The sequence below is a fragment of the Limnohabitans sp. 2KL-1 genome, from assembly GCF_003063435.1.
Lineage (GTDB): Bacteria > Pseudomonadota > Gammaproteobacteria > Burkholderiales > Burkholderiaceae_C > Limnohabitans_A.
On the sequence record NZ_NESL01000002.1, the window covers coordinates 76,115 to 102,298 of the forward strand.

Here is a 26,184-nt window from a genome sequence, read left to right on the forward strand (position 1 = left end):
TTCGTCAGACACGATGGCCCCCTGCGAGGTCCTGCTGACAAATTTTTCGACAAGCTATAAGGACCTTTCATGAGACTGATTCTGTTGGGCGCACCCGGCGCCGGTAAAGGCACGCAAGCCACTTTCATTTGCCAGAAATACAACATTCCCCAAATTTCCACCGGCGACATGCTGCGTGCAGCCGTCAAGGCAGGCACGCCACTTGGCCTTCAAGCCAAAACCGTGATGGAGTCCGGTGGCTTGGTCAGTGATGACCTGATCATCAATCTCGTCAAAGAACGCATCGCCCAGACCGACTGCAACAACGGCTTCTTGTTTGATGGATTTCCACGGACCATCCCTCAAGCCGATGCGATGAAAGCCGCTGGCGTCAAGCTGGACTACGTGCTGGAAATCGACGTCCCCTTTGACGCGATCATCGAACGCATGAGCGGCCGCCGCTCACATCCCGCGTCAGGCCGCACTTACCACGTCAAGTTCAATCCCCCCAAGGAAGAAGGCAAAGACGATGTGACTGGCGAACCACTGGTGCAACGCGCCGACGACCAGGAAGAAACCGTCAAAAAACGCCTTGATGTGTACAGCGCCCAGACCCGCCCCTTGGTGGATTACTACTCCAGCTGGGCCAAGGCAGACGCGGCTACCGCGCCCAAATACCGCGCCATCAGCGGGACCGGCAGCGTGGAAGACATCACCACACGAGCCTTCGCGGCACTGGCTGAATAAACCGTTACATGGCCAGGCGGCTCCAGCCGCAATTCATCAGCACAAAGCCCCGTCAAGGGGCTTTGTCTTTTGTTCGAACGGTCTTGCAGCACAGCATCCCAGGGCTGGTTGATTCAAAAAGTGCGAAGTTGCTTGGCAAAAATGCGCTCGCCATGGTCATGAAATGACAAATTTTTTCATGATGAGCTTGCACAACCAAGATAACTGTTTAAAAATACAGCACATGGATGGAAACACAGTTAACCCCACCATCCCAGGAGACAGCCATGACCGACAGCCCCAAACTCACCGCCCGGCAACAGGAAATTCTGGAGCTGATCCGGAACACCATTGCAAACACAGGTGCCCCGCCCACCCGGGCAGAAATTGCCGGCGCACTGGGCTTCAAGTCTGCCAATGCGGCAGAAGAACACCTCAAGGCACTTGCCCGCAAAGGCGTGATCGAGCTCGTCAGCGGCACTTCACGTGGCATTCGCCTTAAGGGCAACGCGCGCCCCTCCTTGCGCGGCCCCTCCGATCTGCTGAGCATGAGCTTGCCGGGTTTGGGCCAGTTGTGCCTGCCTTTGGTGGGGCGCGTGGCTGCAGGCTCTCCCATCCTGGCGCAGGAGCATGTTGACCGCACTTACCAAATTGAAATCAGTTTGTTCAGCCAGCAGCCCGACTACTTGCTGCGGGTGCGGGGCATGTCCATGCGCGACGTGGGCATCATGGACGGTGATCTGCTGGCCGTCAAATCAACCAAAGATGTGCGCAACGGCCAAATCGTGGTGGCTCGTCTGGGCGATGAGGTGACGGTCAAGCGCCTTCACAAAACCGCCACGGGCATTGAATTGCTGCCTGAAAACCCCGACTACCCCGTCATCTTGGTCCATCCCGGCGAGCCTTTTGACATCGAAGGCCTGGCCGTGGGACTGATCCGCAACAACTTGCTCATGTGATGGCGAACGTCCTGACATCAGGTGGCGGGCGCTGTTCATCAGCCCTGACGTCAGCGACTTTATTTTGCAATCCTGCCTATGTCCAACCTCCATGCTTTTGAAAGGTTTCACATGGGAATCGCTCTGCTTGCTTTATCGGGTCTGATCAACAAACTGCCTTATCTGGGACGCCCCCAGCCCGTGATGGTCAAACGGCCTTCGGGCCGCCCCCACCCCGTCTGGGCGACTCGCCCGACACCATGCATCCCGTTGCAAGGACATGAGCCGGGAAAAACCGTCCGCACTGCGCCCAGTCTGCGCGTTTTAAGGATCCATGAAAGTGACCAAGGTTTGGCCTGCGCCGGACGCATGGTCATCTCGGGCCGCATGGCCGATGTCTGTGCGGAGCTTGATCGCCTCGCAGCCCTGGAAACCAGGCACAGGGCATCTTGAGGCCCGTGTTGGCTGCTGGCACAGCCCCATGGAATAGCCTACGGGCTCATCCTATCGGCCCCGGATGCGGGCTGGCCAGATGCCAACGAAGCCGAATGGCGGACAAGCAGCAGGCAACCGACAAGGCACAATGTCGCATATGAACATTGTGATCCTTGACGACTACCAGGATGTCGTCCGCAAACTCGAGTGCGCCACCAAACTCGAAAACTTTCCTGCCAAGGTCTACACCAACACGGTCAAGGGGATTGGTCAGCTTTCCGTCCGGCTCAAAGACGCCGATGTGATCGTGCTGATCCGGGAAAGGACCAGCATGAACCGTGCCTTGATCGAAAAATTGCCGCGTCTGAAATTGATCGCACAAACCGGACGCGTCGGCAGCCACATTGACCTGACGGCCTGCACCGAACGGGGCGTGGCAGTGGCCGAAGGCGTGGGTTCACCCGTAGCACCGGCTGAGCTGACCTGGGCCCTGATCATGGCGGCCTCGCGAAGACTTCCGCAATACATCAGCAGCCTCAAGCATGGCGCCTGGCAACAGTCAGGCCTCAAATCCAGCTCCATGCCGGTCAATTTCGGGCTAGGCACCGTGCTCAAAGGGAAAACACTGGGCATCTGGGGCTACGGAAAAATTGGCCAGATGGTGGCCGGGTACGGCAAGGCCTTTGGCATGGAGGTGCATGTTTGGGGCAGCGACGAATCTCGGGTCCGAGCGGTCAAGGACGGTTATGTGGCGGCCACAAGCCGTGAGTCTTTTTTTGAAAACACCGATGTCGTCTCATTGCACCTGCGTCTGAACGAAACCACAGAAGGCATTGTCACTGGCGATGACCTGGGCCGCATGAAACCAACCGCTTTGCTGGTCAACACATCCCGTGCCGAGTTGATTGCGCCCAACGCCTTGATCAGTGCTCTGAACAGAGGACGCCCGGGGCTGGCTGCTGTGGACGTTTTCGAATCGGAACCCATATTGCAAGGCTCTGCGTTGCTGCGCCTGGAAAACTGCATTTGCACGCCGCACATTGGTTACGTCGAAAAAGACAACTACGAGCTTTATTTCGGCGTGGCATTTGACAACGTCGTCAACTACATCAAAGGCACACCGACCAACATCGTCAACCCAGGCGCATTGCAAGTGCGGCGTTGAAGCGAATCAGACCCGAGACCCGGAACTTTCAAAGGCTCACAGACTCAGCTGAAAACACCTTGCCCCAAGGCACTTTTGGAAAGCCAAAACTGGACCCACTGGGGCGATAATGTTTTTCTACAGTTCAAGTTGACTGCTCTGAATACCAGCGTAAGCCAGGGTTGAGTGTGAACTTGCAGCCTGATCTTTACCCTTCTTTTTGAATCATGACCCTCGCATTTACCAAAGTTGCCATCATCGGCGCCGGCGCCATGGGCCGGGGCATTGCCCAAATCGCGGCCCAGGCGGGCAGCCAAGTCTGGCTGTACGACACCCAAGCCGAAGCCATTGCCAAAGCCCGCGAAGCAGTGTTCCAGCAATGGGACAAACTGCAGGAAAAAGGCCGACTGACGGCCGAAGCCGTGGCAGATTACAAAACCCGCTTGCTGGGTGCCAGCAGTCTGCAAGACCTTGCCGGTTGCGAACTGGTGGTCGAAGCCATCGTCGAAAAACTCGACATCAAGAAAAGCCTGTTCAGCGATCTGGAAAAAGTGCTGGCCCCCACGGCCGTGCTGGTGACCAACACCTCCTCGCTGTCGGTCACAGCCATTGCCGCGGCTTTGCAGCGCCCCGGCCAGTTTGCGGGTTACCACTTCTTCAACCCCGTGCCACTCATGAAGGTGGTCGAGGTGATTGCAGGCCTCAAGACCGACGCCACCGTGTGCGAGCGTCTGTCCGACTTTGCCCGCCAGATGGGCCACACTCCGGTGCAAGCGCAAGACACCCCCGGCTTCATCGTCAACCACGCAGGGCGCGGCTACAGCACCGAGGCGCTGCGCATCGTGAGCGAGGGCATCGCCGATTTCGCGACGATTGACCGCATTTTGCGCGACCAAGTCGGCTTCAAACTCGGCCCTTTCGAGCTGTTTGACCTGACCGCGCTGGACGTGTCGCACCACGTGATCGAGGCGATTTACCACCAGTATTACGAAGAACCGCGTTACCGCCCCAACGTGATCACCGCCCAGCGTCTGGCAGGCGGCGTGGTCGGCAAAAAGGTCGGCGAAGGCTTCTACAAATACGTGGATGGCGTGGCGCAAGTGCCCTCCGAACCCGCCGTGCCCTTGGTGGACAACATCCCGCCCGTGTGGGTCTCGCCCCGCGCTGCCCGCCGCATGGAACTGTTGCAACTGCTCAAGGATTTGGGCGCCAAAGTCGAAACCGGCGCATCGCCCTCGCCCGAGGCGCTGACCATCGTCGCCCCGCTGGGCTTTGACATCACCACCGTGGCCGTGGTCGAGCGCCTGGACCCAGCCCGCACCGTGGGCATCGACATGCTGGTCAACGACGCGGCCACCAAACGCCGCGTGCTGGCCACCAACCCCGCCACCCGCACCGACATGCGCGATGCAGCACACGCCCTGTTTGCCCGCGACGGCAAAGCCGTGTCGGTCATCCGCGACAGCGGCGGCTTTGTCACCCAGCGCGTGGTGGCCAGCATCGTCAACATCGCCTCCGACATTTGCCAGCAGCGCATCTGCACCCCGCAAGACCTCGAAACCGCCGTCACGCTGGGCCTGGCCTATCCGCTGGGGCCATTGGCCATGGGCAACCGCTTTGGCCCGGACAGCATCCTCGAAGTGCTGTTCAACATGCAAACCGTCTATGGCGACATGCGTTACCGCCCCAGCCCTTGGTTGCGCCGCCGAGGTGCGATTGGCCTGTCGCTCATGCACACGGAAGACTGATGACTTTGCGGGACAGCTCTTCAGCGCTGTCCGATCTGAATGACTTTGAGGGACAGATCTTTAGCTCTGTCCCCAACTGAATAATCAAAATGACAGCTCAACTGCTCAGCACCAGCGAAGGTCAGACCCTGATCCTCACCCTCAGCAACCCGGAGTTTCGCAACGCGCTAGGGCCAGAGATGTACGCCGCCGGGGTCGAAGCCCTCAGCGTGGCCGAATCGAGCCCCGACGTGCGCAGCGTGGTCATCACCGGGGCCAATGGCATCTTCAGCGCGGGCGGCAATTTGCAGCGCCTGCAAAACAACCGGCAGTTGCCGCCCGAGCACCAGGCGCAAAGCATTGAAGGTCTGCACAACTGGATCGAAGCCATCCGCACCTTCCCCAAGCCCGTCATCGCCGCGGTCGAAGGCCCTGCGGCCGGGGCCGGTTTTTCCCTGGCGCTGGCCTGCGACATGATCGTCGCGGCGCGCAACAGCGTGTTTGTCATGGCCTACAGCGGCATCGCCCTGTCACCCGACGGCGGCGGCAGCTGGAGCCTGTCACGCGCCGTGCCGCGCCAGCTGGCCACCGAGTTGCTGATGTGCGGTGAGCGCATCGGTGCCGAGCGACTGCAGCAACTGGGTGTGGTCAACCGATTGACCGATGCAGGGCAAGCGCTGCAACAGGCCTTGAATTGGTGCGAACAACTCAATGCCCGCGCACCCAACGCACTGGCCAGCATCAAGGAACTGTTGTCAGAGGCTGACGGCAGCAGCCTGAACGCCCAACTGGCACGCGAGCGCGATCACTTTGTCAAAAACCTGCACCATGCCAATGGCGGCATCGGCATTGCGGCCTTTTTGAACAAGCAAAAACCCCAATACGAATAAAGCGACTGGTCCCCCAGGCGACAAAAAAACAATTCCCAGTCACTCAAAGGACAGAGCATGGATGAGCCCATTCTGACAATGGAGGAAAGAGAGGCGATCAACAATGGTCGCTGGTTCTCAAGCCTTTCACCTTCACTTCGTCACGACATACTTCGATGCGCCTACGTCAAACGTCACAAAGACGGCGATATGCTCGCTGCACGGGGGGATCCCCCCGAGCAGTGGATCGCCTGTGCCAAAGGCGCGGTACGCGTGAGCTCGACCTCGGTGTCAGGCAAACAAATCACCTTGACCTATGTGGAGCCAGGGATCTGGTTTGGCGATGTGTCGATCTTCGACGGGGACCGGCGCACGCACGATTGCTACGCACACGGGGACACCACCACGCTCAACGTGGCCAAGGCCGACTTCAAGAAAATCCTGTCGCAGCACGTCGAGTTCTACGATGCCATGTTGCGCTTGCATGCGCGGCGCATTCGCCAGCTCTATGGCTTGGTGGAAGACCTCAACACCCTGCCCTTGCGTGCGCGTTTGGCCAAACAGCTCAACCACTTGCTGCGCAGTTACGGCGTGCCCAGCCTGTCAGACGCCAAAGCCATCCGCATCAGTTTGCAGTTGGCGCAGGAAGAACTGGCACAGCTGCTGGGCGCATCGCGTCAGCGGGTCAACCAGGAACTCAAGCAGATGGAGCGCGAGCAAATCATCCGCATCGAGCCCGGTGGCTTGGTGGTGCTGGACCGCGATGCCCTGCTTTTGATTGTCAACGCGGACCACTGACACGCAACAGCATCCACATCCACATCACCGCTGAAAACAGCGGCCACAGTTTTTACGGGTATCCCCATGAGTGTTTTTGATCATTTCGTGGGGACCCGGCCTGTCACGGGCACCCACACCTTCGACATCCCTGCCCTGGAAAACTGGCTCAGTGCCAGGCTCCCCGGCTTTGCAGGCCCCTTGAGCGTGGAAATGTTCAAGGGCGGGCAATCGAACCCCACCTACAAGCTCATCACCCCATCGCGCCAATACGTGATGCGGGCCAAGCCCGGCCCCGTGGCCAAGCTGCTGCCTTCGGCACACGCCATCGAACGCGAGTTTGCTGTGATGCAAGGCCTGCACGGCACCGATGTGCCCGTGGCCCAGATGCATGTGCTGTGCGACGATGAATCGGTGATTGGCCGCGCGTTTTATGTCATGGAGTTCGTGCAAGGCCGCGTGCTGTGGGATCAGTCTCTGCCGGGCATGAGCCAAACCGAGCGCGGTGCCATTTACGACGAGATGAACCGCGTGCTGGCCGCTTTGCACAAGGTGGATTTCGCCAAACAAGGCCTGACCAGCTACGGCAAACCCGGCAACTACATCGAACGCCAGATCAACCGCTGGAGCAAGCAATACGCCGCCTCCATCACCCAGCCCATTCCCGAGATGGACCAGTTGATCGAATGGTTGCCGAAAAACATCCCGCCCAGCGCCAGAGACGATTCGCTGGTCAGCATCGTGCACGGCGACTACCGCCTGGACAACCTGATGTTCCACCCCACCGAGGCCCGCGTGCTGGCGGTGCTCGACTGGGAACTGTCCACCCTGGGGCACCCGCTGGCCGACTTCAGCTACCACTGCATGGCTTGGCACATCAGCCCGGGCACCTTCCGGGGCATCGGCGGACTCGACCTGGCCGCTTTAGGCATCCCACAAGAGGCCGACTACATCCGCCGCTACTGCGAGCGCACCGGCTTCACCACACCCGAGGCCTTGGCCAAAGACTGGAACTTTTACCTGGCCTACAACATGTTCCGCATCGCGGCCATCTTGCAAGGCATTGCCAAACGCGTCGAAGACGGTACTGCGTCGAGCGAACAAGCCAAAACTTCAGGCGCAGGGGCCCGCCCCATGGCCGAGTTGGCCTGGCGCTTTGCACGCCAAGCGTGACCCCATTTTTAAGAACCGAATCCCAACCCTAGGAGAGAGACCATGGATTTTGAATACACCCCCAAGGTCAAAGACATGCAAGCCCGCTTGCTGGCTTTCATGGACGAGCACATTTACCCCAACGAAGAGCGGTTCTTTGCAGAGATTGCAGAAAACAGGGCCAAAGGCAACGCCTGGGTGCCCACGAAAATCGTCGAAGAACTCAAGCCCAAAGCCCGGGCGGCCGGTTTGTGGAACCTGTTCCTGCCCAAATCCACCCGCGCACCCCAAGGCCTGTCCAACCTGGAATACGCACCGCTGTGCGAAATCATGGGCCGCGTGCCCTTTGCCGCCGAAGTCTTCAACTGCTCGGCCCCCGATACAGGCAACATGGAAACGCTGGAACGCTATGCCAGCGAGCACCTGAAAGACCAATGGCTGGAACCCCTGCTGCGCGGTGAAATCCGCTCGGCTTTCCTGATGACCGAGCCCGATGTGGCCTCGTCGGATGCCACCAACATCGAGTGCGAAATCCGCCGCGAAGGCGATGAGTACGTGATCAATGGCCGCAAGTGGTGGTCGTCTGGTGCCGGTGACCCACGCTGCGCCATCTACATCGTCATGGGCAAAACCAACCCTGATGCCGGTCGTCACGAACAGCAATCCATGGTGCTGGTGCCCGCCAACACGCCCGGCATCACCGTGGTGCGCGCCCTGACGGTGTTCGGCTACGACGACGCACCGCACGGCCACATGGAAGTGCTGCTCAAAAACGTGCGCGTGCCAGTTGACAACATGCTGCTGGGTGAAGGCCGTGGCTTTGAAATCGCGCAAGGCCGCCTTGGCCCCGGACGCATTCACCACTGCATGCGCACCATCGGCAGCGCCGAACGCGCACTGGAGCTGATGTGCAAACGCCTGAACACCCGCGTGGCCTTTGGCCGTGAAGTGGCCCGCCAGACCGTGTGGCAAGAACGCATCGCCGAGTCGCGCTGCATGATCGAGCAAGCCCGCTTGCTCACGCTCAAGGCCGCTTACATGATGGACACCGTGGGCAACAAGGTCGCCAAGGCTGAGATCGCCATGATCAAGATCGTGGCCCCCAATATGGCCTGCCAGATCATCGACTGGGCCATCCAGGCCCACGGCGGCGGCGGTCTGTCGCAAGACTTCCCGCTGGCCTATGCCTATGTCCACCAGCGCACCCTGCGCTTTGCCGATGGCCCGGACGAGGTGCACCGCAACTCGCTGGCCAAACTGGAGCTGGCCAAACACCTGCTGATGCCCGGCAATGTGGAGATGCCCATCACACGAGGCAGCTGAGACCGTACCAACATGCCCGGCGGCCTGTACCTGTGGGCCTTTTTCCTGATGGCCTCAAGAAGCTCCACAAAAGCTTCCCACAGGTCATTCGGATCAAGGATGAAGACAAACAGAACTTTTTTGAACCCACCGCCAAGAACCGTCCTTTTGCCGGGTAGAATATCGCTTGTCGGAGCGTAGCGCAGCCTGGTAGCGCATCTGCTTTGGGAGCAGAGGGTCGCGAGTTCGAATCCCGCCGCTCCGACCATTGACCTGATCCATTTCAGGCAAATTCCAAGGAAAACAACAATTTGTTGTTTTGAACAAAAAAGGCCCGCAAGGGCCTTTTGCGTTTCTTGTTTCTGCCCGTAGCTCAGTTGGATAGAGCAACAGCCTTCTAAGCTGTGGGTCACAGGTTCGATCCCTGTCGGGCAGACCAACATCTCCGCACGAACCGCCACATCATCAAGCGTATAGGGTTTCCTTGAACCTGGCCTTGTGCGTGCATTGCGCATTCCAATTCCGGTCGAATGACCGCTGCATGGACAACCCGCCTGTCTCTGCGGGTTTTCTCGGATAGGCCCTGAAAAATTCAGCGAGACAAATGTTCCATAATGAATTGGTGGTTTGCAACACAGGCAAAGCTTGTCACGCATTACAACCCCATCATTACCGGAGACAACCATGAACCACTCTTCTTCACGCCGTCATGTTCTGACGCAAGGCGCAGCTTTGCTGGGCGCCACCTCATCCAGTCTACTGATCCCACAATCCGCCTTGGCCCAAAGCGGCAAGATCCGCGTGGGCTTCATGCTGCCGTACACCGGCACCTTCGCCCAATTGGGCGTGGCCATTGAAAACGGCGTGCGCATGGCCATCAACGAGCAAGGCGGCAAGCTCGGCGGCCGCGAGATCGAATGGTTCAAGGTCGATGACGAATCCGAGCCATCCAAGGCCATCGAAAACGCCAACAAACTGGTGCAACGCGACAAGGTCGATGTGCTGATCGGCACCGTCCACTCGGGTGTGCAAATGGGCATCCACAAAGTGGCCCGCGACAGCGGCGTGATCAGCCTGATCCCGAACGCCGGTGTGCATATCGCCACCCGTGCCCAGTGCGCCCCCAACGTGTTCCGCACCAGTTTTTCCAACAGCCAACCCACCATGGCGCTGGGTGAAGCCATGGTCAAGCGCGGCCACAAAAAGGCCGTCTGGATCACTTGGAAATATGCTGCCGGTGACGAGGCCTATGAAGGCTTCAAGGAAAGCTACACCAAGGCCGGTGGCACCATCGTCAAGGAACTGGGCCTGCCCTTCCCCAACGTCGAATTCCAGGCCCTGCTGACCGAAATCGCAGCCCTCAAGCCCGACGCCGTGGCCTGCTTCTTCGCCGGTGGCGGCGCAGCCAAGTTCCTCAAGGACTACGCCGCTGCTGGCCTCAAGGGCAAGATCCCGCTGTACGGCTCGGGCTTCCTGACCGAAGGTGTGCTGGAAGCCGCTGGCCCCGCAGCCGATGGCGTGCTCACGGCGCTGCACTACGGCGACGGCATCGACACCAAGCGCAACAAAGAGTTCCGCCTGAACTACGCCAAGACCTTCAAGATGCAACCCGACGTGTACGCCGTGCAAGGCTACGACACCGGCTTGCTGCTGGTGCAAGGGGCCAACGCGGTGCAAGGCGATGTGAGCAAAAAAGCCGCCATGATCAAAGCCATGGAAGTGGCCGTGATCGACAGCCCACGCGGCAAGTGGACCATGAGCAAGTCGCACAACCCCGTGCAAGACATCTACTTGCGCGAAGTTTCCAACAAGGAAAACAAGGTGATTGGCATCGCCGCCAAGGCCCTGGCCGACTCCGGCGCTGGCTGCCGCATGTGATGCCGCAAGCGCCCTGGGTTACACCAGGGCTGCTGCTGTCTTCAAAACTCGACACGCGCCGACCCATTTGACCGTGATCCGCCGCCTGGCGGAACACCCGTCAAATGGGTTTTTCTTCGTCAGGCACCTGGCCATCCCCCAAAAGACCCCAGGTCCATTGCCGCAGCCATTGGTGACCCGGGTCACGGTGCAAACGGCTGTGCCAAAACTGGTGGATCGCACTGTCTGCCAGCGGTATCGGCAGATCGCGTTTGACAAGCCCAAACGGTTCAAGGGTTCGGTCGGCAAAGCGCTCCGGCACGGTGGCGATCAGGTCCGAGTGGCTCAATACATCGCCCAACGCCACGTAGTGCGGCACCGTCAAGCGGAACTGCCGTCGCAACTTCTGATTCTCCAAAGCCACATCGACCCGGCCATGCCCCGTTCCAGCCGCCACGATGCGCACATGCTCGGCCTGCGTGAAGCTGTCCAGGGTCAGCTTGTTGTCGGCGGCCAAAGGGTGAGACTGGCGCATGAGACAGATGTATTTTTGTCTGAACAAGGCTTGTTGAAAAAAACCGGCCTGCAATTGCGGCAACAGGCCCATGGCCAAATCGATGCGCCCCGAGGCCATGTCGTCCTTGAGCGACGACTGCGTCACGCTCACCACCTGCAAGGTCACGCCGGGCGCAGCCCGGGTCAGGGCATCGACCAGCACGGGCAAGAAATACATTTCCCCCACATCGGTCATCGCCAGGGTGAAGCTGCGCGTGCTGGTCAAAGGGTCAAAGGCGGCCCTGACATTCAGGGCCTGCTGCAAACCATCCAAAGCCATCGCCACCGGTTCGGCCAGCTGCAAGGCATAGGGCGTGGGCGTCATGCCGCCTTGTGTGCGCAAAAAAAGCTCGTCGCCCAAATGTGCCCGCAAACGCCCCAGCGCGCTGCTGACCGCAGGCTGGCTCATACCCAAAAGCGGGGCTATGACCGACACGCGCTTGTGAATCAGCAGGTGATGGAACACGACCAACAAGTTCAGATCCAGCTTGGTGATGTCCATGCGGTGATACGCCCTGTTTATTTGATTTTCAAATTTTGATTATATTAAAAATCTGATTTACTTAATATGCAATTCTGCGCATGATGCAGGTCAAGTTTTGACAAGGACCCCTCATGCAGGAACACCCGATCCACTGGGAGACGCCCGGCACCAGCCGGATTCCGTTTGCCGTGTACACGAACCAGGACAGTCACAAAAAAGAGCTGGAGCGCTTTTTCTACAAGAACCACTGGAGCTATGTGGGTCTGGAGGCCGAAATCCCCAACCCGGGTGACTACAAGCGCACCGCGATCGGTGAGCGCTCCGTCATCCTGACCCGCAGCCAGGACGGTCAGATCCATGTCGTTGAAAACGTCTGCGCGCACCGGGGCATGGCGTTTTGCCGTGAACGACACGGCAACAAAAAAGAGCTGGTTTGCCCTTACCACCAGTGGAGCTACGCGCTCGACGGCAAGCTGCAAGGCGTGCCCTTCAGGCGCGGTGTGCGTCAGGACGGCAAAGTCAATGGCGGCATGCCCGCCGACTTTGACCCCAAAGACCATGGCCTGAAACAACTCAAAGTGGCCACCCGCAGTGGCGTGGTGTTTGCGTCGTTTGACCACGACGTGGAGTCGCTCGAAGACTACATGGGCCCCACCATCCTGCGTTACTTCGACCGCCTCTTCAACGGGCGCAAGCTCACCATCTTGGGCTACAACCGCCAGCGCATTCCGGGCAACTGGAAGCTGATGCAGGAAAACATCAAAGACCCCTACCACCCCGGTCTGCTGCACACCTGGTTTGTGACCTTTGGCCTCTGGCGCGCCGACAACAAGTCCGAGTTGCGCATGGACGAACACCACCGCCATGCGGCGATGATCTCCACGCGCGGCACAGCGGGCCAGGCCACGGGCGACAAAGCCCAGGTCACCCAAGTCAGCAGCTTCAAGGAAAGCATGCAACTGAACGACCCGAGCTTTCTGGACATCGTGCCCGAACCCTGGTGGCAACTGGGAGACCAAATGCCCACGGCGGTGATGATGACGCTGTTCCCCAGCGTGATCTTTCAACAACAGGTCAACAGCGTGTCCACCCGCCACATCCAGCCCGACGGCCATGGCGCGTTCGACTTTGTCTGGACCCACTTTGGCTTTGAAGACGACACCCCCGACATGACCGTGCGCCGCTTGCGTCAGGCCAACCTGTTTGGCCCAGCGGGCTTCGTGTCGGCAGACGACGGCGAAGTGATCGAGTTCTCTCAACAAGCCTTCGAGACCAAGCCAGAACACCGCATGTTGGTGGAGCTGGGTGGACGCGATGTGGGCGAAACCGACCACATGGTGACCGAGACCCTCATCCGGGGCATGTACGAATACTGGCGAAAAGTGATGGAGGATTGATGATGGTTGATATGCAAACCTGGTTCGGCATCCAGCAACTTTATGCCGATTACGCCAGCGCCGTGGACAGCGGCCAATGGGACCTGTGGCCAGAATTTTTCACCGAGCAGTGCGTCTACAAACTGCAGCCCCGTGAAAACTTCGAACGCGGCTTCCCCTTGGCCACCTTGTTCTTGACCAGCAAGGGCATGCTCAAGGACCGTGTGTATGGCATCACCGAAACGATCTACCACGATCCCTATTACCAGCGGCATGTGGTGGGCGCACCCATCGTGCGGCGCGTTTCAGACGGTCGCATCCACGCAGAGGCCAACTACGCGGTGTTTCGCACCAAGCTCGACAAGGAAAGCACCGTGTTCAATGTGGGCCGCTACATCGACACCATCGTGCAAACCCCCGAAGGCTTCAAGTTCGCCGAGCGCATCTGCGTCTACGACAGCGAGATGATCCCCAATTCGATCATTTATCCGATCTGAAGTGATGTCGTCTTCTGTTGGCGCTTGCCTGCAAGCGAAGGGTTACGGCTCACCCACCCGTGCATCGCCAGCAGGCTGGCTCCTACAAAAACACAATGAAAGAACGCAATGAGCAACTGGATTGACGTGGCCGCCGAGGCCGATCTGTTTGAAGGCGCGGGCGTCGCTGTGACCCCCGAAGGCCAGGACATTGCCGTCTTCAAACTCGAAGATGGCGGGGTTCATGCCATCAACAACCTGTGCAGCCATGGCAACGCCAAACTCTGCGATGGCTTTGTCGAAGGGCACATGGTGGAGTGCCCCTTCCACCAAGCGCTCTTTGATGTGCGCGATGGCACCGTCAGCTGCGGCCCGGCCACTGAACCGGTCAAGTCATGGCCCGTCAAAATTGAAAACGGCAGAGTCCTTCTCGACTTGGGTTCCTGAGGGCGGAGCAGCCGTTAAACTAGCAGCGGCGGATTTGTTCCGCCGTTTTTACAAGTACTTTTGCTTGGCGCTTTTCCAATTGGCCCTGACCTGATGGACTTCATCAATTTTTTAATCCAACTGCTCAACAGCGTCCAGTACGGGCTGCTGCTGTTCATGCTGGCTGCTGGCCTGACCCTGATCTTCGGCATCATGGGCGTGGTCAACCTGGCCCACGGCAGCTTCTATATGCTGGGCGCCTATCTGGCGTGGTCGCTGGCGGGCATGCTCGGCAGCTTCACCCTGGCCATCATCGTGGGCACAGCCTTGTCGGTGGCCTTTGGGCTGTTGCTGGAAAAGCTGCTGTTCAAGCACTTCTACCACCGCGACCACCTGGACCAGGTGTTGCTCACGTTCGGTCTGATCTACGTGTTTGAAGAGCTGCGCTCCATGCTCTGGGGCGACGATGTGCACGGTGTGCAAATCCCCGAAGCCCTGTCGGCCTCGATTGCACTGACCGACACGCTTTCTTATCCGGTCTACCGCCTGTTCATGTCGGGCGTGTGCCTGGTGTTGGCACTGGGCCTTTATTTGCTGATCTCCAAAACCCGTCTGGGCATGAAGATCCGTGCCGGGGCCTTCAACCACGAGATGACCGAAGCGCTGGGTGTGAACATCAGCCTGATCCATGCCGTGGTGTTCGCGTTGGGTGTGGGTCTGGCGTCCATTGCGGGCATGATCGCCGCGCCGATTTCCAGCGTCTACCCCAACATGGGCGGGCAAGTGCTGATCATGTGCTTTGTGGTGGTGGTGATTGGCGGCATCGGCTCGGTGCGCGGTGCACTCATCGCGGCCCTGTTGGTCGGACTTGTCGACACTTTCGGCAAAGTCTTGCTGCCTCAAATTTCGGGCATGCTGGTGTATGTGCTCATGGCCGCGGTGCTTTTGTACAAGCCCGAAGGCCTTTTCAAACAGTGAGATCCTCATGAGCGCCCCCCAAACCCATCTGGAAATCCTACCTCGCAGCGTGCAATTGCTGCTGGTGCTGGGCCTCTTAGCCTTGCTGGCCTTCCCCTTTGTTGGCAGCAACTTCTACATCGACATGGTCAACCGCATGATGATCCTGGCGATTTTTGCGATGAGTCTGGACCTGCTGCAAGGCGTGACCGGTCTGGTTTCGCTGGGCCACGCAGCCTACTTTGGCATTGCCGGTTACGCGCTGGCTTTCCTGACCCCACAAGACACGCCCGTGAGCCTGTACACCAGCTTGCCGCTGGCCGTCGGGGCCTCGGCGCTGGCCGCGCTCATCATCGGTTTTCTGGTGGTGCGCACGCACGGCATCTACTTCATCATGGTCACCATGGCCTTTGCCCAGATGGTGTTCTTTGCCTTTTTTGACAACAAGGCGCTGGGCGGCTCAGACGGCATCTTTTTGAACTTCAAGCCCGATGCCGTGCTGCTTGATCTGGAGAACAAGCAGGTGTTTTATTTCTTCACCCTGGCTTGCCTGGTGGGCGTCTATGCCTTCTTGCGCCGTTTGCTGTGGAGCCCCTTTGGCCGAGCGCTGGCGGGCATTCGGGTGAACGAACACCGCATGCGCGCTTTGGGCTTTGGCACCTTCAGCCACAAACTGGCCGCATTCACATTGGCCGGCGCACTGGCCGGTCTGGCCGGTTATTTGTGGGCTGCGCAAAGCGGTTTTGTGAACCCCGAACTCATGGGCTTTCACATGAGCGCCCACGCCATCATGATGGTGATTTTGGGCGGCATGGGCAATTTTGCGGGGGCCATCGTCGGGGCTTTCAGCTTCGAGGTGTTGCTACACGTCTTCAAAGACTTGCCCGATGTGGGCGAGTTCAAAACCGGCAAACACTGGCAAATGTGGATGGGCCTGTTCATCGTGGCCCTGATCGTGTTTGCCCCCAAAGGCATTTTGGGGCTGATCAACCGGGCTTTCCCGGGCAAGAACGCAAAGATGAAGGAGAGTGGCCATGAGTGAAGCCAAAGTCCTCCTGTCGGCGCGCCAGCTGACCAAGCGTTTTGGCGGCTTGGCGGCCGTCAATGAAGTCAACGTCGATTTGTGGCACGGACGCATCCACGCGGTCATCGGCCCCAACGGCGCAGGCAAATCCACGCTGACCAACCTGCTGTCGGGCGACCTGCCCCCGACCTCGGGCCAGATCACGCTCGATGGCCACAACATCACCGGCTGGACGCCCGAAAAAATCTCGCGCCACCGCCTGGGCCGCAGCTACCAAAAAACCAACATCTTCCGCACCTTCAGCGTGTGGGACAACGTGCGCCTGGCCGCGCAGTCGCGGGTGCAGCCCTCGCCTTTCAACCCACTGGGCTGGTTGGGCCGGGCCGACAACATGGCCGAAGTCAACGCCCGGGCCGAACGCGCCATGGAACTGGCCGGTCTGCAAGACCGCCGCCAAACCATCGCGGGTGCGGCCAGCCATGGCGAACAACGCCAGCTGGAGATCGCCATGACACTGGCCACCGAACCGGTGGTCTTGCTGCTGGACGAACCGCTGGCCGGCATGGGCGTGATGGAGGCCGAAAGCATGGTGCAGCTCTTGCTGCGTCTGAAAAAAGACCACGCCATGCTGCTGGTTGAGCACGACATTGACGCGATCTTCACGCTGGCCGACCACCTGACGGTGATGGTCAATGGCCAGGTGATCGCCAGCGACACGCCCGCCGTGGTGCGCGCCGACAGTGGCGTGCAGGCCGCTTATTTAGGCGAAGAAGTGGGTGAGGAACACTGAGATGAGCGAACTGTTGATCAACGCCCAAGGCTTGAACACCTACTACGGTGCCAGCCACATCCTGCGCGGCATCGACTTTGCCGTGGCGCGTGGCGAAACCATTGGCCTGATGGGCCGCAACGGCATGGGCAAAAGCACCTTGCTCAAATCCATCATGGGCATCGTGCCACCCCAAAGCGGCACCGTGCAGATCAAAGGGCAAACCATGAACGGCCGCCCCACTTTTGAAGTGGCACAGCTGGGCATCGCCTATGTGCCCGAGGGCCGGGGCATCTTCGGCAACCTGAGCGTGGTTGAAAACCTCAAGATGGCGGCACGCGCAGGCACCCGTGGTCAGCGCGACTGGACCTATGAGCGCGTGCTGGAGACCTTCCCGCGCCTGACCGAGCGCTTGAACCACGGCGGTCAGCAGCTGTCGGGCGGCGAGCAGCAGATGCTCACCATCGGCCGAGCCCTGATGACCAACCCCGATGTGCTGATCCTGGACGAAGCCACCGAAGGTCTGGCCCCGCTGATCGCCCGAGAAATCTGGCGCATTTGCAGCCTGATCAAAGAAAGCGGCATCAGCGCCATCATCGTGGACAAAAACTGGAAGCACGTCACCCAGATCACCGACCGCAATGTGATTTTGGTCAAAGGCGAGGTCGTGTTTGAAGGCACCTCGCAAGCCCTGCACGACGACCCGAGAGTTCTGGAGCAACACCTGGGGGTGTGAAACACAAGGGTCTTCACCAGCGCGCAAACCGCCTGACAAATGCAAGAATGAACGCTTTCATCTCAAGCATCCAGGGAGCGCATGTTTCGCAACGCCGTCATCACCGGAGCCTGCGGGGGCCTGGGTCAGGCCCTGGCCGCTGAGCTCATCGCTGCGGGCGCACAAGTCGCCTTGGTTGGCCTCAACCGTGACGCCCTGAGCGCCCTGGCCGCTCTGGCCCCGGATCGCACCCGCATCTACACACCCGATGTGTCCAATGCTTTGGCCATGCAAGCCATGGCCAGCGACTGGCTTGCACACCACTGCGCGCCCGATCTGCTCATCGCCAATGCCGGTGTCGCAGGCGGCTTTGAAACGGCCGACCCGGCAGACCTGGCCGTGATGCGCCGCATGCTCGAGATCAACTTGCTGGGCGTGGCCACCACCTTTCAACCGTTTTTGCAGACCATGCTGGACGGCCAGAAACCGGGTGCACTGGTCGGCGTGGCCAGCGTGGCGGGCTGGCGCGGCATGCCGGGCAACGGCGCTTACTGCGCCAGCAAGGCCGGTCTCATCGCCTATTTGCAAAGCCTGCGCGCCGAGTTGCGCAGCAGCGCCCTCACGGTGCACACCGTCAGCCCCGGCTATTTGCGCACCGCGCTCACGGCGGGCAACACCTTTGCCATGCCCGGTCTTCTTGGGCCAGACGAAGCTGCGCGCAGCTTGTTGCGCGGCGTGGCCCGGGGGCGTGAGCACATTGTTTTGCCGCGCCGCATCGGCTGGCTGTCGCGTGCCTTGTCGCTCTTGCCCGCCCGCTGGCATGACCGCATCTTGCTGGGCCAGCCCCGAAAACCCCGCGCCCACCAGGCCGGGGCCACACCGATTCCCGGACTCACCGACACCGACACCGACACCGACACCATCACCCACAGACCCTCATGAGCACTCCGACACAACAACAAATGGCCTTGATCGGCGCTGGCCCCTCCGGTTTGGCGGGTGCTCGGGCGCTCTCCAAACACGGCATCGCCTTTCAAGGCCTGGAGGCCCACACCGATGTGGGCGGCCTGTGGAACATTGGCAACACCCGCTCCACGGTCTACGAGTCGGCCCATTTGATCTCCAGCAAGCGCACCACCGAGTTCAAGGAATTCCCCATGCCAGGCGGCACGGCCGATTACCCCAGCCACCGCGAGCTGCTCGACTACTTCAAGGCCTATGCCGAGCACTTTAACTTGAAGCGCCACTACCGTTTTGGCGTGCGGGTGCTGCGCGTCGAGCCCGTGAGCGATGCACCCGACACGCTTTGGCGCGTGACCCTCGATGCGGGCAACGGCCAGCTTGAAACCCACGAGTACAAAGGCGTGGTGATCGCCAACGGCATCCTGGCCGAGCCCAACATGCCGCAATGGCCCGGGCAGTTCAGCGGGCAATTGCTGCACACCTCGGCCTACAAAAAGGCCGCGCAGTTCAAGGGCCAGCGCGTGCTGATCGTGGGCGCGGGCAACTCGGGTTGCGACATCGCGGTGGACGCGGTGCACCATGCGCAAAGCGTCGACATCTCGGTGCGCCGGGGCTATTACTTCGTGCCCAAATATGTGTTTGGCCTGCCCGCCGACACCGTGGGCGGCAAAACCAAGCTGCCGCGCTGGCTTAAGCAAAAGGTCGACAGCACCATGCTCAAATGGTTCACCGGCGACCCGGTGCGCTTTGGCTTTCCCAAGCCCGACTACAAGATGTACGAGTCGCACCCCATCGTGAACTCGCTCATCCTGCACCACATCGGCCATGGCGACGTGAAGGTGCGGCCTGATGTGACACGGCTCGATGGCCACACCGTGCACTTCAAGGACGGCAGCCAAGCCGACTACGACCTGGTCATGGCCGCCACAGGCTACAAACTGCACTACCCCTTCATTGACGACGCTTTGCTCAACTGGCAAGGCATGTCGCCCCAGCTGTACCTGAACATCTTTGCGCCGCATTTTGAGCGACTGGCCGTGCTGGGCATGGTCGAAGCCGCAGGCCTGGGCTGGGAAGGCCGGGCCGAGCAGGCCGAAGTGATGGCGCGTTATTTCAAAGGCCTCGATGCCCGATCGCCTCAGGCGCTGGCGTTTTCCAAAGCGCGGCAAGGCCCCTCGCCCGATCTGTCGGGCGGCTACCGCTACCTGAAAGTCGAGCGCATGGCCTGCTACGTCAACAAAGACGTGTACCGCGACACCATGCGCCAGACCGCCGCCGAACTGGCCTGAGCTTCAATCCATCACGAAAGCACCCATGCTGCCTGTTGACGAAATCCGCCTGAATTTCAACCCCGCCTCGCTGGCCGTGCTCAATGCCGTGCTGGGCTTCTTGATGTTCGGCATCGCGCTGGACACGCGGCTGGAAGACTTTCGCCGCCTGCTGCGCATGCCCATGGCTTTTGCGGTGGGCATCGCAGCGCAGTTTTTGTTGCTGCCTGCCATCACCTTCGGCCTCACGCTGGTGCTGCAACCGGCCCCCAGCATCGCGCTGGGCATGATTTTGGTGGCCTGCTGTCCGCCGGGCAATGTCAGCAACATCCTCACGCACCGCGCCAAGGGCAATGTGGCGCTGAGCGTGTCGATGACCGCTGTGTCCAATGCCATCTCGGTGGTGGCCATGCCGCTTAACTTTGCGTTTTGGGGCGGCATCCACCCCACGGCTTCGGGCCTGCTGACCAGCATCGCACTCGATCCGCTGCAAATGTTTGGCCACATCCTGCTCATCATCGGCCTCCCCTTCGCACTGGGCCTGGCCTGCGTGCAGCGCTTTCCAGCCTTCACAGCTCGCTTCAAAAAGCCGCTGCGCATCATCAGCTTTTTGGCCCTGATCGGCTTCATCGTCGGGGCGATTGCGGGCAACTGGCGTTACTTCATGGATTACGTGGGGCTGGTGCTGCTGGCGGTGGTGCTGCACGACGCGCTGGCTTTTGGCACCGGTTATGCCGTGGCGCGGGCAGCTCGCCTGTCTGACTACGATTGCCGCGCCCTGTCGATTGAAGTGGGCATCCGCAATGCGGGCTTAGGGCTGGTGCTGATCTTCAGCTTCTTCAATGGGCTGGGTGGCATGGCCGTGGTGGCTGGGGTCTGGGGCTTTTGGGACATCATCGCGGGCCTGATCCTGGCCGGTTTTTGGGCACGCAAGCCTTTGCGCAGTGGCGGGCCGATGGCTGAAAGCGCCGCATGAGTGCACCCTCTCCCCAAGCACGTCGGGTGCTGGTCACCGGTGCCGCCGGTTTTTTGGGGCAAGGCTTGATCAGCGCCTTGGCCCAAGGCCGACTTTGCGAAGCCGTGATCGCCGTGGATGTGCGCGAACTGCCTGCGGCACAGCAGCTGCCCGGCATCACCTGGGTCACGCAAGACGTGCGCGACCCGGCGCTGGCGAACACCATCGCCGCGCACCGCATCGACACCGTGGTCCATCTGGCGTCCATCGTGACACCGGGCAAAGACTCCAGTCGCGCCTTTGAATATTCGGTCGATGTGGGTGGCACACAGAATGTGCTGCAAGCTTGTGTGCAAGACGGCGTGCGCCACATTGTGGTCTCGTCCAGCGGCGCGGCCTACGGCTACCACGCTGACAATGCGCCCTGGCTCACCGAAGACATGCCCTTGCGCGGCAACGACAGCTTTGCCTATTCACACCACAAGCGCCTGGTCGAAGAGATGCTGGCGCAATACCGCCAAAACCATCCGCAACTGGCGCAAACCGTGCTGCGCATCGGCACCATCCTGGGTGACCGGGTGGACAACCAGATCACGGCCCTTTTTGAAAAACCCCGCCTGCTGGCCATCCAGGGTTCCGACAGCCCCTTTGTATTCATCTGGGACGAAGATGTCACCGAGGCCATCCTGCACGCCCTGAGCGGCCAGGCCCAAAGCGGCTGCTTCAACCTGGCCGGAGACGGCGCGCTCACGATCTTCGATATTGCCCGGCGGCTGAACAAACCGCCTCGCGTGTTACCCGCCTGGCTGCTCAAATCGGCCTTGTGGCTCGGCAGCCGATTGGGCGTGAGTCGCTATGGCCCCGAGCAACTCGACTTTTTACGCTACCGCCCCGTGCTGCTGAACACCGCGCTCAAAACCCGGTTTGGCTACACCCCTGCAAAAACCAGTGCCGAGGCCTTTGCCGGCTTGATCGATGCCCGACAACGGCACGGCACACCTTTGCAGCGCCAGCGCTGAGGTAATGAAGCGCTACAGCAAAGGCCGCAACTCCCGCGCAGCCTCCAGCAGCAAAGGCAACCATTTGCGCTCCACCGCCGCATCGCTCAACTGATCGGCCGTGCCCACCACATTGAGCGCCGCCAAGGTTTGGCCCTGCATGTCGCGCAGCGGCACGGCCAACGCATGAATGCCCAATTCGTGCGCATCACAGGCCAGGCAGTGGTCGTCTTGCCTCACCTTGTCGATCAAAGCCTTGAATCGGGCCAAACCCACTTCGGTTTGCGGTGTGATGCGCGCCAGCTCACGGCCCTTGAGCCAAGCATTGAACTCGGCCTTGGGCCAGCTCGCCAGCAACACACGACCGGTGGAGGTGGCATGCGCAGGCAAACGTGCGCCCAAGTGCAGGCCATAGGCCAGGTGCCGGACAGGCTCGGACAGCCCAGCACTGCGCGCCACGATCACGCCCTCACCGCCATCGAGCACCACCGCGCTGAAAGCCGCTTGTGTTTGCTGTGCCAAGCGGTTGAGCGTGGGCTGCAGCGTGCGCGGCAGGCGTGAGGTGGCCATGTAGCTGCCCGCAAAGCGCAGCACCCGCGCCGACAGCCAATAGTGGCTGCCATCGGTTTCCAGATAACCCAGCTCGGCGAGGGTGAGCAAATGCCGCCGGGCTGCGGCCCGGGTGATGCCCGTGCGCTGCGCGGCCAGCGTGGCGTTCAGGCGTTGGCGTTCGGTGTCAAAAGCTTCGAGCACGGCCAAGCCTTTGGCCAGGCCTTCGATGTAGTCTGCTTTGGCAATGGTCATGTGGTTTTCCTGTTCAGCCCCGAGATGCTGTGCTGTGCTCTGCATTGATGCGCATCAATTTGCGCGGTATTCGCGCAAGCCATCTAATCATCGCACAAAGTCTGAAAGATCCCCCGGCCAAAAGCGCTGGCATTGCCTAAGCTAGCGGTCATTGTTTTGAGACCCTTGACGGAGACACACATGACCAAAGCCACCCGAACCCAGGTTGCCATCATCGGCGCAGGCCCCTCGGGCCTGCTGCTGGGGCAACTGCTCTACAAAGCCGGCATCGACGCCATCATCCTGGAGCGTCAAAGCGGCGACTATGTGCTCTCTCGCATTCGTGCGGGCGTGCTGGAGCAAGTCACCATGGACCTGCTCGACGAAGCGGGTGTGGGTCAGCGCATGCACAAAGAAGGCCTCGTACATGGCGGCTTTGACCTGCTGTTCAAAGGCGAGCGCCACCGCATCAACATGAACCAACTCACCGGCGGCAAAAACGTCATGGTCTATGGCCAGACCGAAGTCACGCGTGACCTGATGGACGCCCGCCAAGCGGCAGGCTTGCCCACCGTTTACGAAGCAGGCAACGTGCAGGTGCACGAGTTCGACTCCGCCAAGCCCCGCGTCACTTACGAAAAAGACGGCCAGACCCACACCATCGAGTGCGACTTCATCGCGGGCTGCGACGGCTTTCATGGCGTGTGCCGCGCCAGTGCACCCAAGGACAAAATCCGCGAATACGAAAAGGTCTACCCCTTCGGCTGGCTGGGCGTGCTGTCAGACACCCCACCTGTGCACGAAGAACTCATTTACGCCAACAGCACGCGCGGTTTTGCCCTGTGCTCGCAGCGCAGCGCCACCCGCAGCCGCTACTACCTGCAAGTGCCGCTGACCGACAAGGTCGAAGACTGGAGCGACGAAGCCTTCTGGGAAGAGCTGCGCAAGCGCCTGGACCCCGAAGCCCGCAAGCACCTGATCACTGGGCCGAGCATCGAAAAAAGCATCGCCCCGCTGCGCAGCTTTGTGACCGAGCCCATGCGCTTTGGCCGCATGTTCCTGGCGGGTGACGCCGCCCACATCGTGCCGCCCACCGGCGCCAAAGGCCTGAACCTGGCCGCCACCGACGTGAAGTACCTGTCTACGGCCATCATCGAGTACTACCAGGACAACTCCGAAGCAGGGATCGACAGCTACTCCGAACGCTGCCTGCGCCGCATCTGGCGCGCCGAGCGCTTCAGCTGGTGGTTCACCAGCCTGATGCACCACTTTCCGGAAAACGGCGACATCGGCCAGAAGTTCCAGGACGCCGAACTGGACTACCTGATCCACAGCGAATCGGGTTCACGCACCATCGCCGAAAACTACGTGGGTTTGCCGCTGGACTTTGGCGACTGAGCGGCGCAGCGCATCACAGCAAAATGTGGTGCTTGCCCACCGGGTACACACTGCTGGCCTGAGGCCCCTCTTCGCCCATGTCCTCGACAAAGTAAACGGGGGAGCCCTCTAGCAAGCTGTCCAGATCTGTACCGATCAAACTGTTGCGGTGGAAGTACAACCCCCGTCCGTCTGAGGACACGATGCGCCCGAATGTCTTGTCGGGCGATATGTCGGTGACATGTCCGTGCAGTCTGGGGGCATGCTGCTTGACATGCCCTTGCTACAGATGCGCCCGCTCGCCGAGCTGACGGCGCATGGCTTTGAACGCATCGCGCATGGCGACATGCGCATCGGTGTGCGCGGGGTCAGCAGCTGGCGTGCGTGCGGCGACCTGTTCGTGCCCTTGGTGCTTGACGGTGACAGCGACATGAAAGTGCTGGCCCTGGCCCGGACGTTGGTGCTGGTGACGTTTTTCCGCCGTCACACGGCAACTGTGGATGCCCGGATAAAACGGTCCCAACTTCCACAGTTGTTTGACCCTGGGCGCACAGCCACGTACGGGTGTCCAATTTTTTCTTCCCCCCTGCTTGCGCCGATTGCCGATTGCCGATTGCAGGCGTCATGTGCGCGCCCTCACCGACAAGAACCCGATGGACCCGCAGCATGTCTGTATGGGTTGATGCCCATGCACACGTTCAATATTTTCAAGGAACCATGATGGACAAACAACTGACCGCAGGCGATATCTGCAAGCGCAAGGTATCGGTGGCCTACAAGCACACCAGTGTGGTTGCGGCGGCGCAACTGATGCGCGAAGACCATGTGGGCGCACTGGTGGTGGTGGACGATGCCAATGGCAGCCGACAGGTGCGCGGTCTGGTCACAGACCGAGACATCGTGATGTCCGTGGTTGCCACCGGGCTGGACCCCGAGCCACTGTGTCTGGAGGACATCATGAGCGATCACCTGGTCACGGCCCGTGAGAACGATTCGCTGCTGGACCTGATGCATGCCATGCGCGAGCATGGCGTTCGGCGTGTGCCCGTGGTCGGAACTCAAGAGGAGTTGATGGGCATCGTGTCGCTGGACGGCGTGCTCAAAATTCTGGCGCAGGAAATGAACTTGCTGGTAGGCTCCATCGACACCAGCCTGCGGCACGAGCGTGCGCGAAGGCAATCCACAGCCACACCCGTCATCGCCCTTTGACCCGACAGTCTGGATGGCAACGGGTCAAGCCGGCAAGGTCAACAACGGAATGTCTTGGGCAGCGGCCAACTTGTCCAGTTGCTGGCGGGTTTTGCCGGCCAAGAATGCGGCAATGGCTTGCTGCGTCTCGGGCTTGAACAGGTCTTTGACCGGATGGGTCAATGTCAAGCCTGCTGCGGTGCACAGGCTGATTGCAAAATGTGGCTCCAGTGCCGCCACGGCCACGCGGCCGTTCTTGCAGGCATACACGCGGTAGCCCGCGTGCGCGCCGCCCACCGCCCCATCGGGTGTGGTCATGCGCAGTTGTCGGGGCAAGGCCAACCAAGCGGCTGCGTCTGACAGCGCCACTTCATGGCGGCTGCCCTGGCCGGTGATCTTGAGCGAAATCACCGCCTTGAGTGTGGCTTCGCTGGCCATCAGCGCCCCCCCCATGTCGGCAAACAAACTGGGGGGCAAGTCCATGCCATTGACTAGCCCCACCTCGGCCTGATAAGTCAAGTCGTGCCCCGGAATTTCGGCCAGCGGCCCCGGAGCCCCCACCACTTCAATCAAGCTCAGTGCAGGGTATTGCTTGTGCAATTTTTTCCAACTCAAGCCCAGTTTGGTCAGGGCCGAGGGGCGAAAGGAGGTGAGCAGCACATCGGTGTCAGGCAGCAACTTGTGCAATGCGGCCTGACCGGCTTCGGATTTCAAATCCAGCGTTTTATTCACCACCCCTTTGTGCAGCAAAGCGTACCCGTCGGGTGTGTAGTGCTGCATCGGGTCACCCGCAGGCGGATTGACCTTGGTGCAGCGGGCTCCCATTTGCGCCAGACGCATCAGGGCAGCCGGGCCGGGCAGGTTGAGTGCAAGGCTGAGAACGCGCACACCGCGCAAGGGTTTGGTAGAAGACATGCTGGCGAATGGGGCGAACGGATCGGCATCACCATCGGCGGTGACGGGC

At 60.4% G+C, this 26,184-nt stretch carries 27 protein-coding genes and 2 tRNA genes; 24 read left to right on the forward strand and 5 right to left on the reverse strand.

Features of this window, described 5'->3' with window-relative positions:
- Positions 1 to 69 precede the first annotated feature (69 nt).
- From adk to B9Z47_RS05025, 11 genes are all read left to right on the forward strand, one after another.
- A complete protein-coding gene (gene adk, locus B9Z47_RS04970; RefSeq protein WP_108330169.1) occupies positions 70 to 726 on the forward strand; it encodes an adenylate kinase in 657 nt (218 codons plus the stop codon).
- 266 nt (positions 727 to 992) lie between these two features.
- The gene (lexA, locus tag B9Z47_RS04975) at positions 993 to 1,664 is read left to right on the forward strand and encodes a transcriptional repressor LexA (protein ID WP_108330170.1); all 672 of its coding nucleotides are present in this window, start codon (positions 993 to 995) and stop codon (positions 1,662 to 1,664) included.
- A gap of 571 nt (positions 1,665 to 2,235) precedes the next feature.
- The gene (locus B9Z47_RS04985; RefSeq protein WP_108330172.1) at positions 2,236 to 3,243 is read left to right on the forward strand and encodes a D-2-hydroxyacid dehydrogenase family protein; all 1,008 of its coding nucleotides are present in this window, start codon (positions 2,236 to 2,238) and stop codon (positions 3,241 to 3,243) included.
- Positions 3,244 to 3,449: 206 nt separating this feature from the next.
- Entirely contained in the window at positions 3,450 to 4,970 is a 1,521-nt protein-coding gene (locus B9Z47_RS04990) for a 3-hydroxyacyl-CoA dehydrogenase (protein WP_108330173.1), read from the forward strand.
- A gap of 89 nt (positions 4,971 to 5,059) precedes the next feature.
- Positions 5,060 to 5,839 (forward strand): oxepin-CoA hydrolase, alternative type, encoded by a 780-nt coding sequence (locus tag B9Z47_RS04995; protein ID WP_108330174.1) that lies wholly within the window; start codon positions 5,060 to 5,062, stop codon positions 5,837 to 5,839.
- A 57-nt stretch (positions 5,840 to 5,896) separates the two neighbouring features.
- Positions 5,897 to 6,616, forward strand: coding sequence for a Crp/Fnr family transcriptional regulator (locus B9Z47_RS05000; RefSeq protein ID WP_108330175.1), 720 nt, complete (start codon positions 5,897 to 5,899; stop codon positions 6,614 to 6,616).
- Between the two features lie 66 nt (positions 6,617 to 6,682).
- Complete coding sequence (locus tag B9Z47_RS05005; RefSeq protein WP_108330176.1) at positions 6,683 to 7,768, forward strand: phosphotransferase; 1,086 nt, start codon at positions 6,683 to 6,685, stop codon at positions 7,766 to 7,768.
- 42 nt (positions 7,769 to 7,810) lie between these two features.
- Positions 7,811 to 9,070 carry an acyl-CoA dehydrogenase family protein gene (locus B9Z47_RS05010; RefSeq protein WP_108330177.1) on the forward strand — a complete coding sequence of 420 codons (1,260 nt, stop codon included), beginning with the start codon at positions 7,811 to 7,813 and terminating at the stop codon, positions 9,068 to 9,070.
- Positions 9,071 to 9,240: 170 nt separating this feature from the next.
- Positions 9,241 to 9,317, forward strand: a tRNA-Pro gene (locus B9Z47_RS05015).
- A gap of 94 nt (positions 9,318 to 9,411) precedes the next feature.
- Positions 9,412 to 9,488 (forward strand) — tRNA-Arg (locus B9Z47_RS05020).
- A 245-nt stretch (positions 9,489 to 9,733) separates the two neighbouring features.
- Complete coding sequence (locus tag B9Z47_RS05025) at positions 9,734 to 10,927, forward strand: ABC transporter substrate-binding protein (protein ID WP_108330178.1); 1,194 nt, start codon at positions 9,734 to 9,736, stop codon at positions 10,925 to 10,927.
- A 100-nt stretch (positions 10,928 to 11,027) separates the two neighbouring features.
- Here B9Z47_RS05025 and B9Z47_RS05030 read toward each other — a convergent pair whose 3' ends face one another.
- A complete protein-coding gene (locus tag B9Z47_RS05030; protein WP_108330179.1) occupies positions 11,028 to 11,963 on the reverse strand; it encodes a LysR family transcriptional regulator in 936 nt (311 codons plus the stop codon).
- A 113-nt stretch (positions 11,964 to 12,076) separates the two neighbouring features.
- On the opposite strand from B9Z47_RS05030, the gene B9Z47_RS05035 reads away from it, so the two are divergent.
- From B9Z47_RS05035 to B9Z47_RS05085, 11 genes are all read left to right on the forward strand, one after another.
- Complete coding sequence (locus tag B9Z47_RS05035; RefSeq protein ID WP_108330180.1) at positions 12,077 to 13,342, forward strand: aromatic ring-hydroxylating dioxygenase subunit alpha; 1,266 nt, start codon at positions 12,077 to 12,079, stop codon at positions 13,340 to 13,342.
- A gap of 2 nt (positions 13,343 to 13,344) precedes the next feature.
- Positions 13,345 to 13,818 carry a nuclear transport factor 2 family protein gene (locus B9Z47_RS05040; protein WP_369911710.1) on the forward strand — a complete coding sequence of 158 codons (474 nt, stop codon included), beginning with the start codon at positions 13,345 to 13,347 and terminating at the stop codon, positions 13,816 to 13,818.
- Between the two features lie 108 nt (positions 13,819 to 13,926).
- A complete protein-coding gene (locus B9Z47_RS05045; RefSeq protein WP_108330182.1) occupies positions 13,927 to 14,244 on the forward strand; it encodes a non-heme iron oxygenase ferredoxin subunit in 318 nt (105 codons plus the stop codon).
- A 93-nt stretch (positions 14,245 to 14,337) separates the two neighbouring features.
- A complete protein-coding gene (locus tag B9Z47_RS05050; RefSeq protein WP_108330183.1) occupies positions 14,338 to 15,201 on the forward strand; it encodes a branched-chain amino acid ABC transporter permease in 864 nt (287 codons plus the stop codon).
- Between the two features lie 7 nt (positions 15,202 to 15,208).
- The gene (locus B9Z47_RS05055; protein WP_108330184.1) at positions 15,209 to 16,222 is read left to right on the forward strand and encodes a branched-chain amino acid ABC transporter permease; all 1,014 of its coding nucleotides are present in this window, start codon (positions 15,209 to 15,211) and stop codon (positions 16,220 to 16,222) included.
- Positions 16,215 to 16,994: an ABC transporter ATP-binding protein gene (locus B9Z47_RS05060; protein ID WP_108330185.1), complete on the forward strand. Its 780-nt coding sequence runs from the start codon at positions 16,215 to 16,217 to the stop codon at positions 16,992 to 16,994. Before B9Z47_RS05055 ends, B9Z47_RS05060 begins: the two co-directional genes overlap by 8 nt.
- A 1-nt stretch (position 16,995) precedes the next feature.
- Positions 16,996 to 17,709 carry an ABC transporter ATP-binding protein gene (locus B9Z47_RS05065; RefSeq protein WP_108330186.1) on the forward strand — a complete coding sequence of 238 codons (714 nt, stop codon included), beginning with the start codon at positions 16,996 to 16,998 and terminating at the stop codon, positions 17,707 to 17,709.
- 81 nt (positions 17,710 to 17,790) lie between these two features.
- Positions 17,791 to 18,630 carry an SDR family oxidoreductase gene (locus B9Z47_RS05070; RefSeq protein ID WP_108330187.1) on the forward strand — a complete coding sequence of 280 codons (840 nt, stop codon included), beginning with the start codon at positions 17,791 to 17,793 and terminating at the stop codon, positions 18,628 to 18,630.
- Complete coding sequence (locus B9Z47_RS05075) at positions 18,627 to 19,940, forward strand: NAD(P)/FAD-dependent oxidoreductase (protein ID WP_108330188.1); 1,314 nt, start codon at positions 18,627 to 18,629, stop codon at positions 19,938 to 19,940. Before B9Z47_RS05070 ends, B9Z47_RS05075 begins: the two co-directional genes overlap by 4 nt.
- A 25-nt stretch (positions 19,941 to 19,965) precedes the next feature.
- Entirely contained in the window at positions 19,966 to 20,895 is a 930-nt protein-coding gene (locus B9Z47_RS05080; RefSeq protein ID WP_108330189.1) for a bile acid:sodium symporter family protein, read from the forward strand.
- On the forward strand, positions 20,892 to 21,893 hold the full coding sequence (locus B9Z47_RS05085; protein WP_108330190.1) for an SDR family oxidoreductase: 1,002 nt from the start codon (positions 20,892 to 20,894) through the stop codon (positions 21,891 to 21,893). The genes B9Z47_RS05080 and B9Z47_RS05085 overlap by 4 nt, the downstream gene beginning before the upstream one ends.
- A 12-nt stretch (positions 21,894 to 21,905) precedes the next feature.
- On the opposite strand, the gene B9Z47_RS05090 is transcribed toward B9Z47_RS05085, so the two are convergent.
- Positions 21,906 to 22,676, reverse strand: coding sequence for an IclR family transcriptional regulator C-terminal domain-containing protein (locus tag B9Z47_RS05090; protein ID WP_108330708.1), 771 nt, complete (start codon positions 22,674 to 22,676; stop codon positions 21,906 to 21,908).
- A gap of 180 nt (positions 22,677 to 22,856) precedes the next feature.
- Here B9Z47_RS05090 and pobA point away from each other — a divergent pair, with 180 nt between their 5' ends.
- Positions 22,857 to 24,053 carry a 4-hydroxybenzoate 3-monooxygenase gene (gene pobA, locus B9Z47_RS05095; protein ID WP_108330191.1) on the forward strand — a complete coding sequence of 399 codons (1,197 nt, stop codon included), beginning with the start codon at positions 22,857 to 22,859 and terminating at the stop codon, positions 24,051 to 24,053.
- A gap of 13 nt (positions 24,054 to 24,066) precedes the next feature.
- Here the strand turns inward: pobA and B9Z47_RS05100 are convergent, their stop codons facing one another.
- Both B9Z47_RS05100 and B9Z47_RS18340 read right to left on the reverse strand, forming a co-directional pair.
- Positions 24,067 to 24,285 (reverse strand): cold-shock protein, encoded by a 219-nt coding sequence (locus B9Z47_RS05100; protein ID WP_108330192.1) that lies wholly within the window; start codon positions 24,283 to 24,285, stop codon positions 24,067 to 24,069.
- Positions 24,286 to 24,315: 30 nt separating this feature from the next.
- On the reverse strand, positions 24,316 to 24,519 hold the full coding sequence (locus tag B9Z47_RS18340) for a hypothetical protein (protein ID WP_146185754.1): 204 nt from the start codon (positions 24,517 to 24,519) through the stop codon (positions 24,316 to 24,318).
- A 233-nt stretch (positions 24,520 to 24,752) separates the two neighbouring features.
- Here B9Z47_RS18340 and B9Z47_RS05110 point away from each other — a divergent pair, with 233 nt between their 5' ends.
- Entirely contained in the window at positions 24,753 to 25,241 is a 489-nt protein-coding gene (locus tag B9Z47_RS05110; protein WP_108330194.1) for a CBS domain-containing protein, read from the forward strand.
- A gap of 24 nt (positions 25,242 to 25,265) precedes the next feature.
- Here the strand turns inward: B9Z47_RS05110 and B9Z47_RS05115 are convergent, their stop codons facing one another.
- Entirely contained in the window at positions 25,266 to 26,135 is an 870-nt protein-coding gene (locus B9Z47_RS05115) for a CoA transferase (RefSeq protein WP_108330709.1), read from the reverse strand.
- Positions 26,136 to 26,184 lie beyond the last annotated feature (49 nt).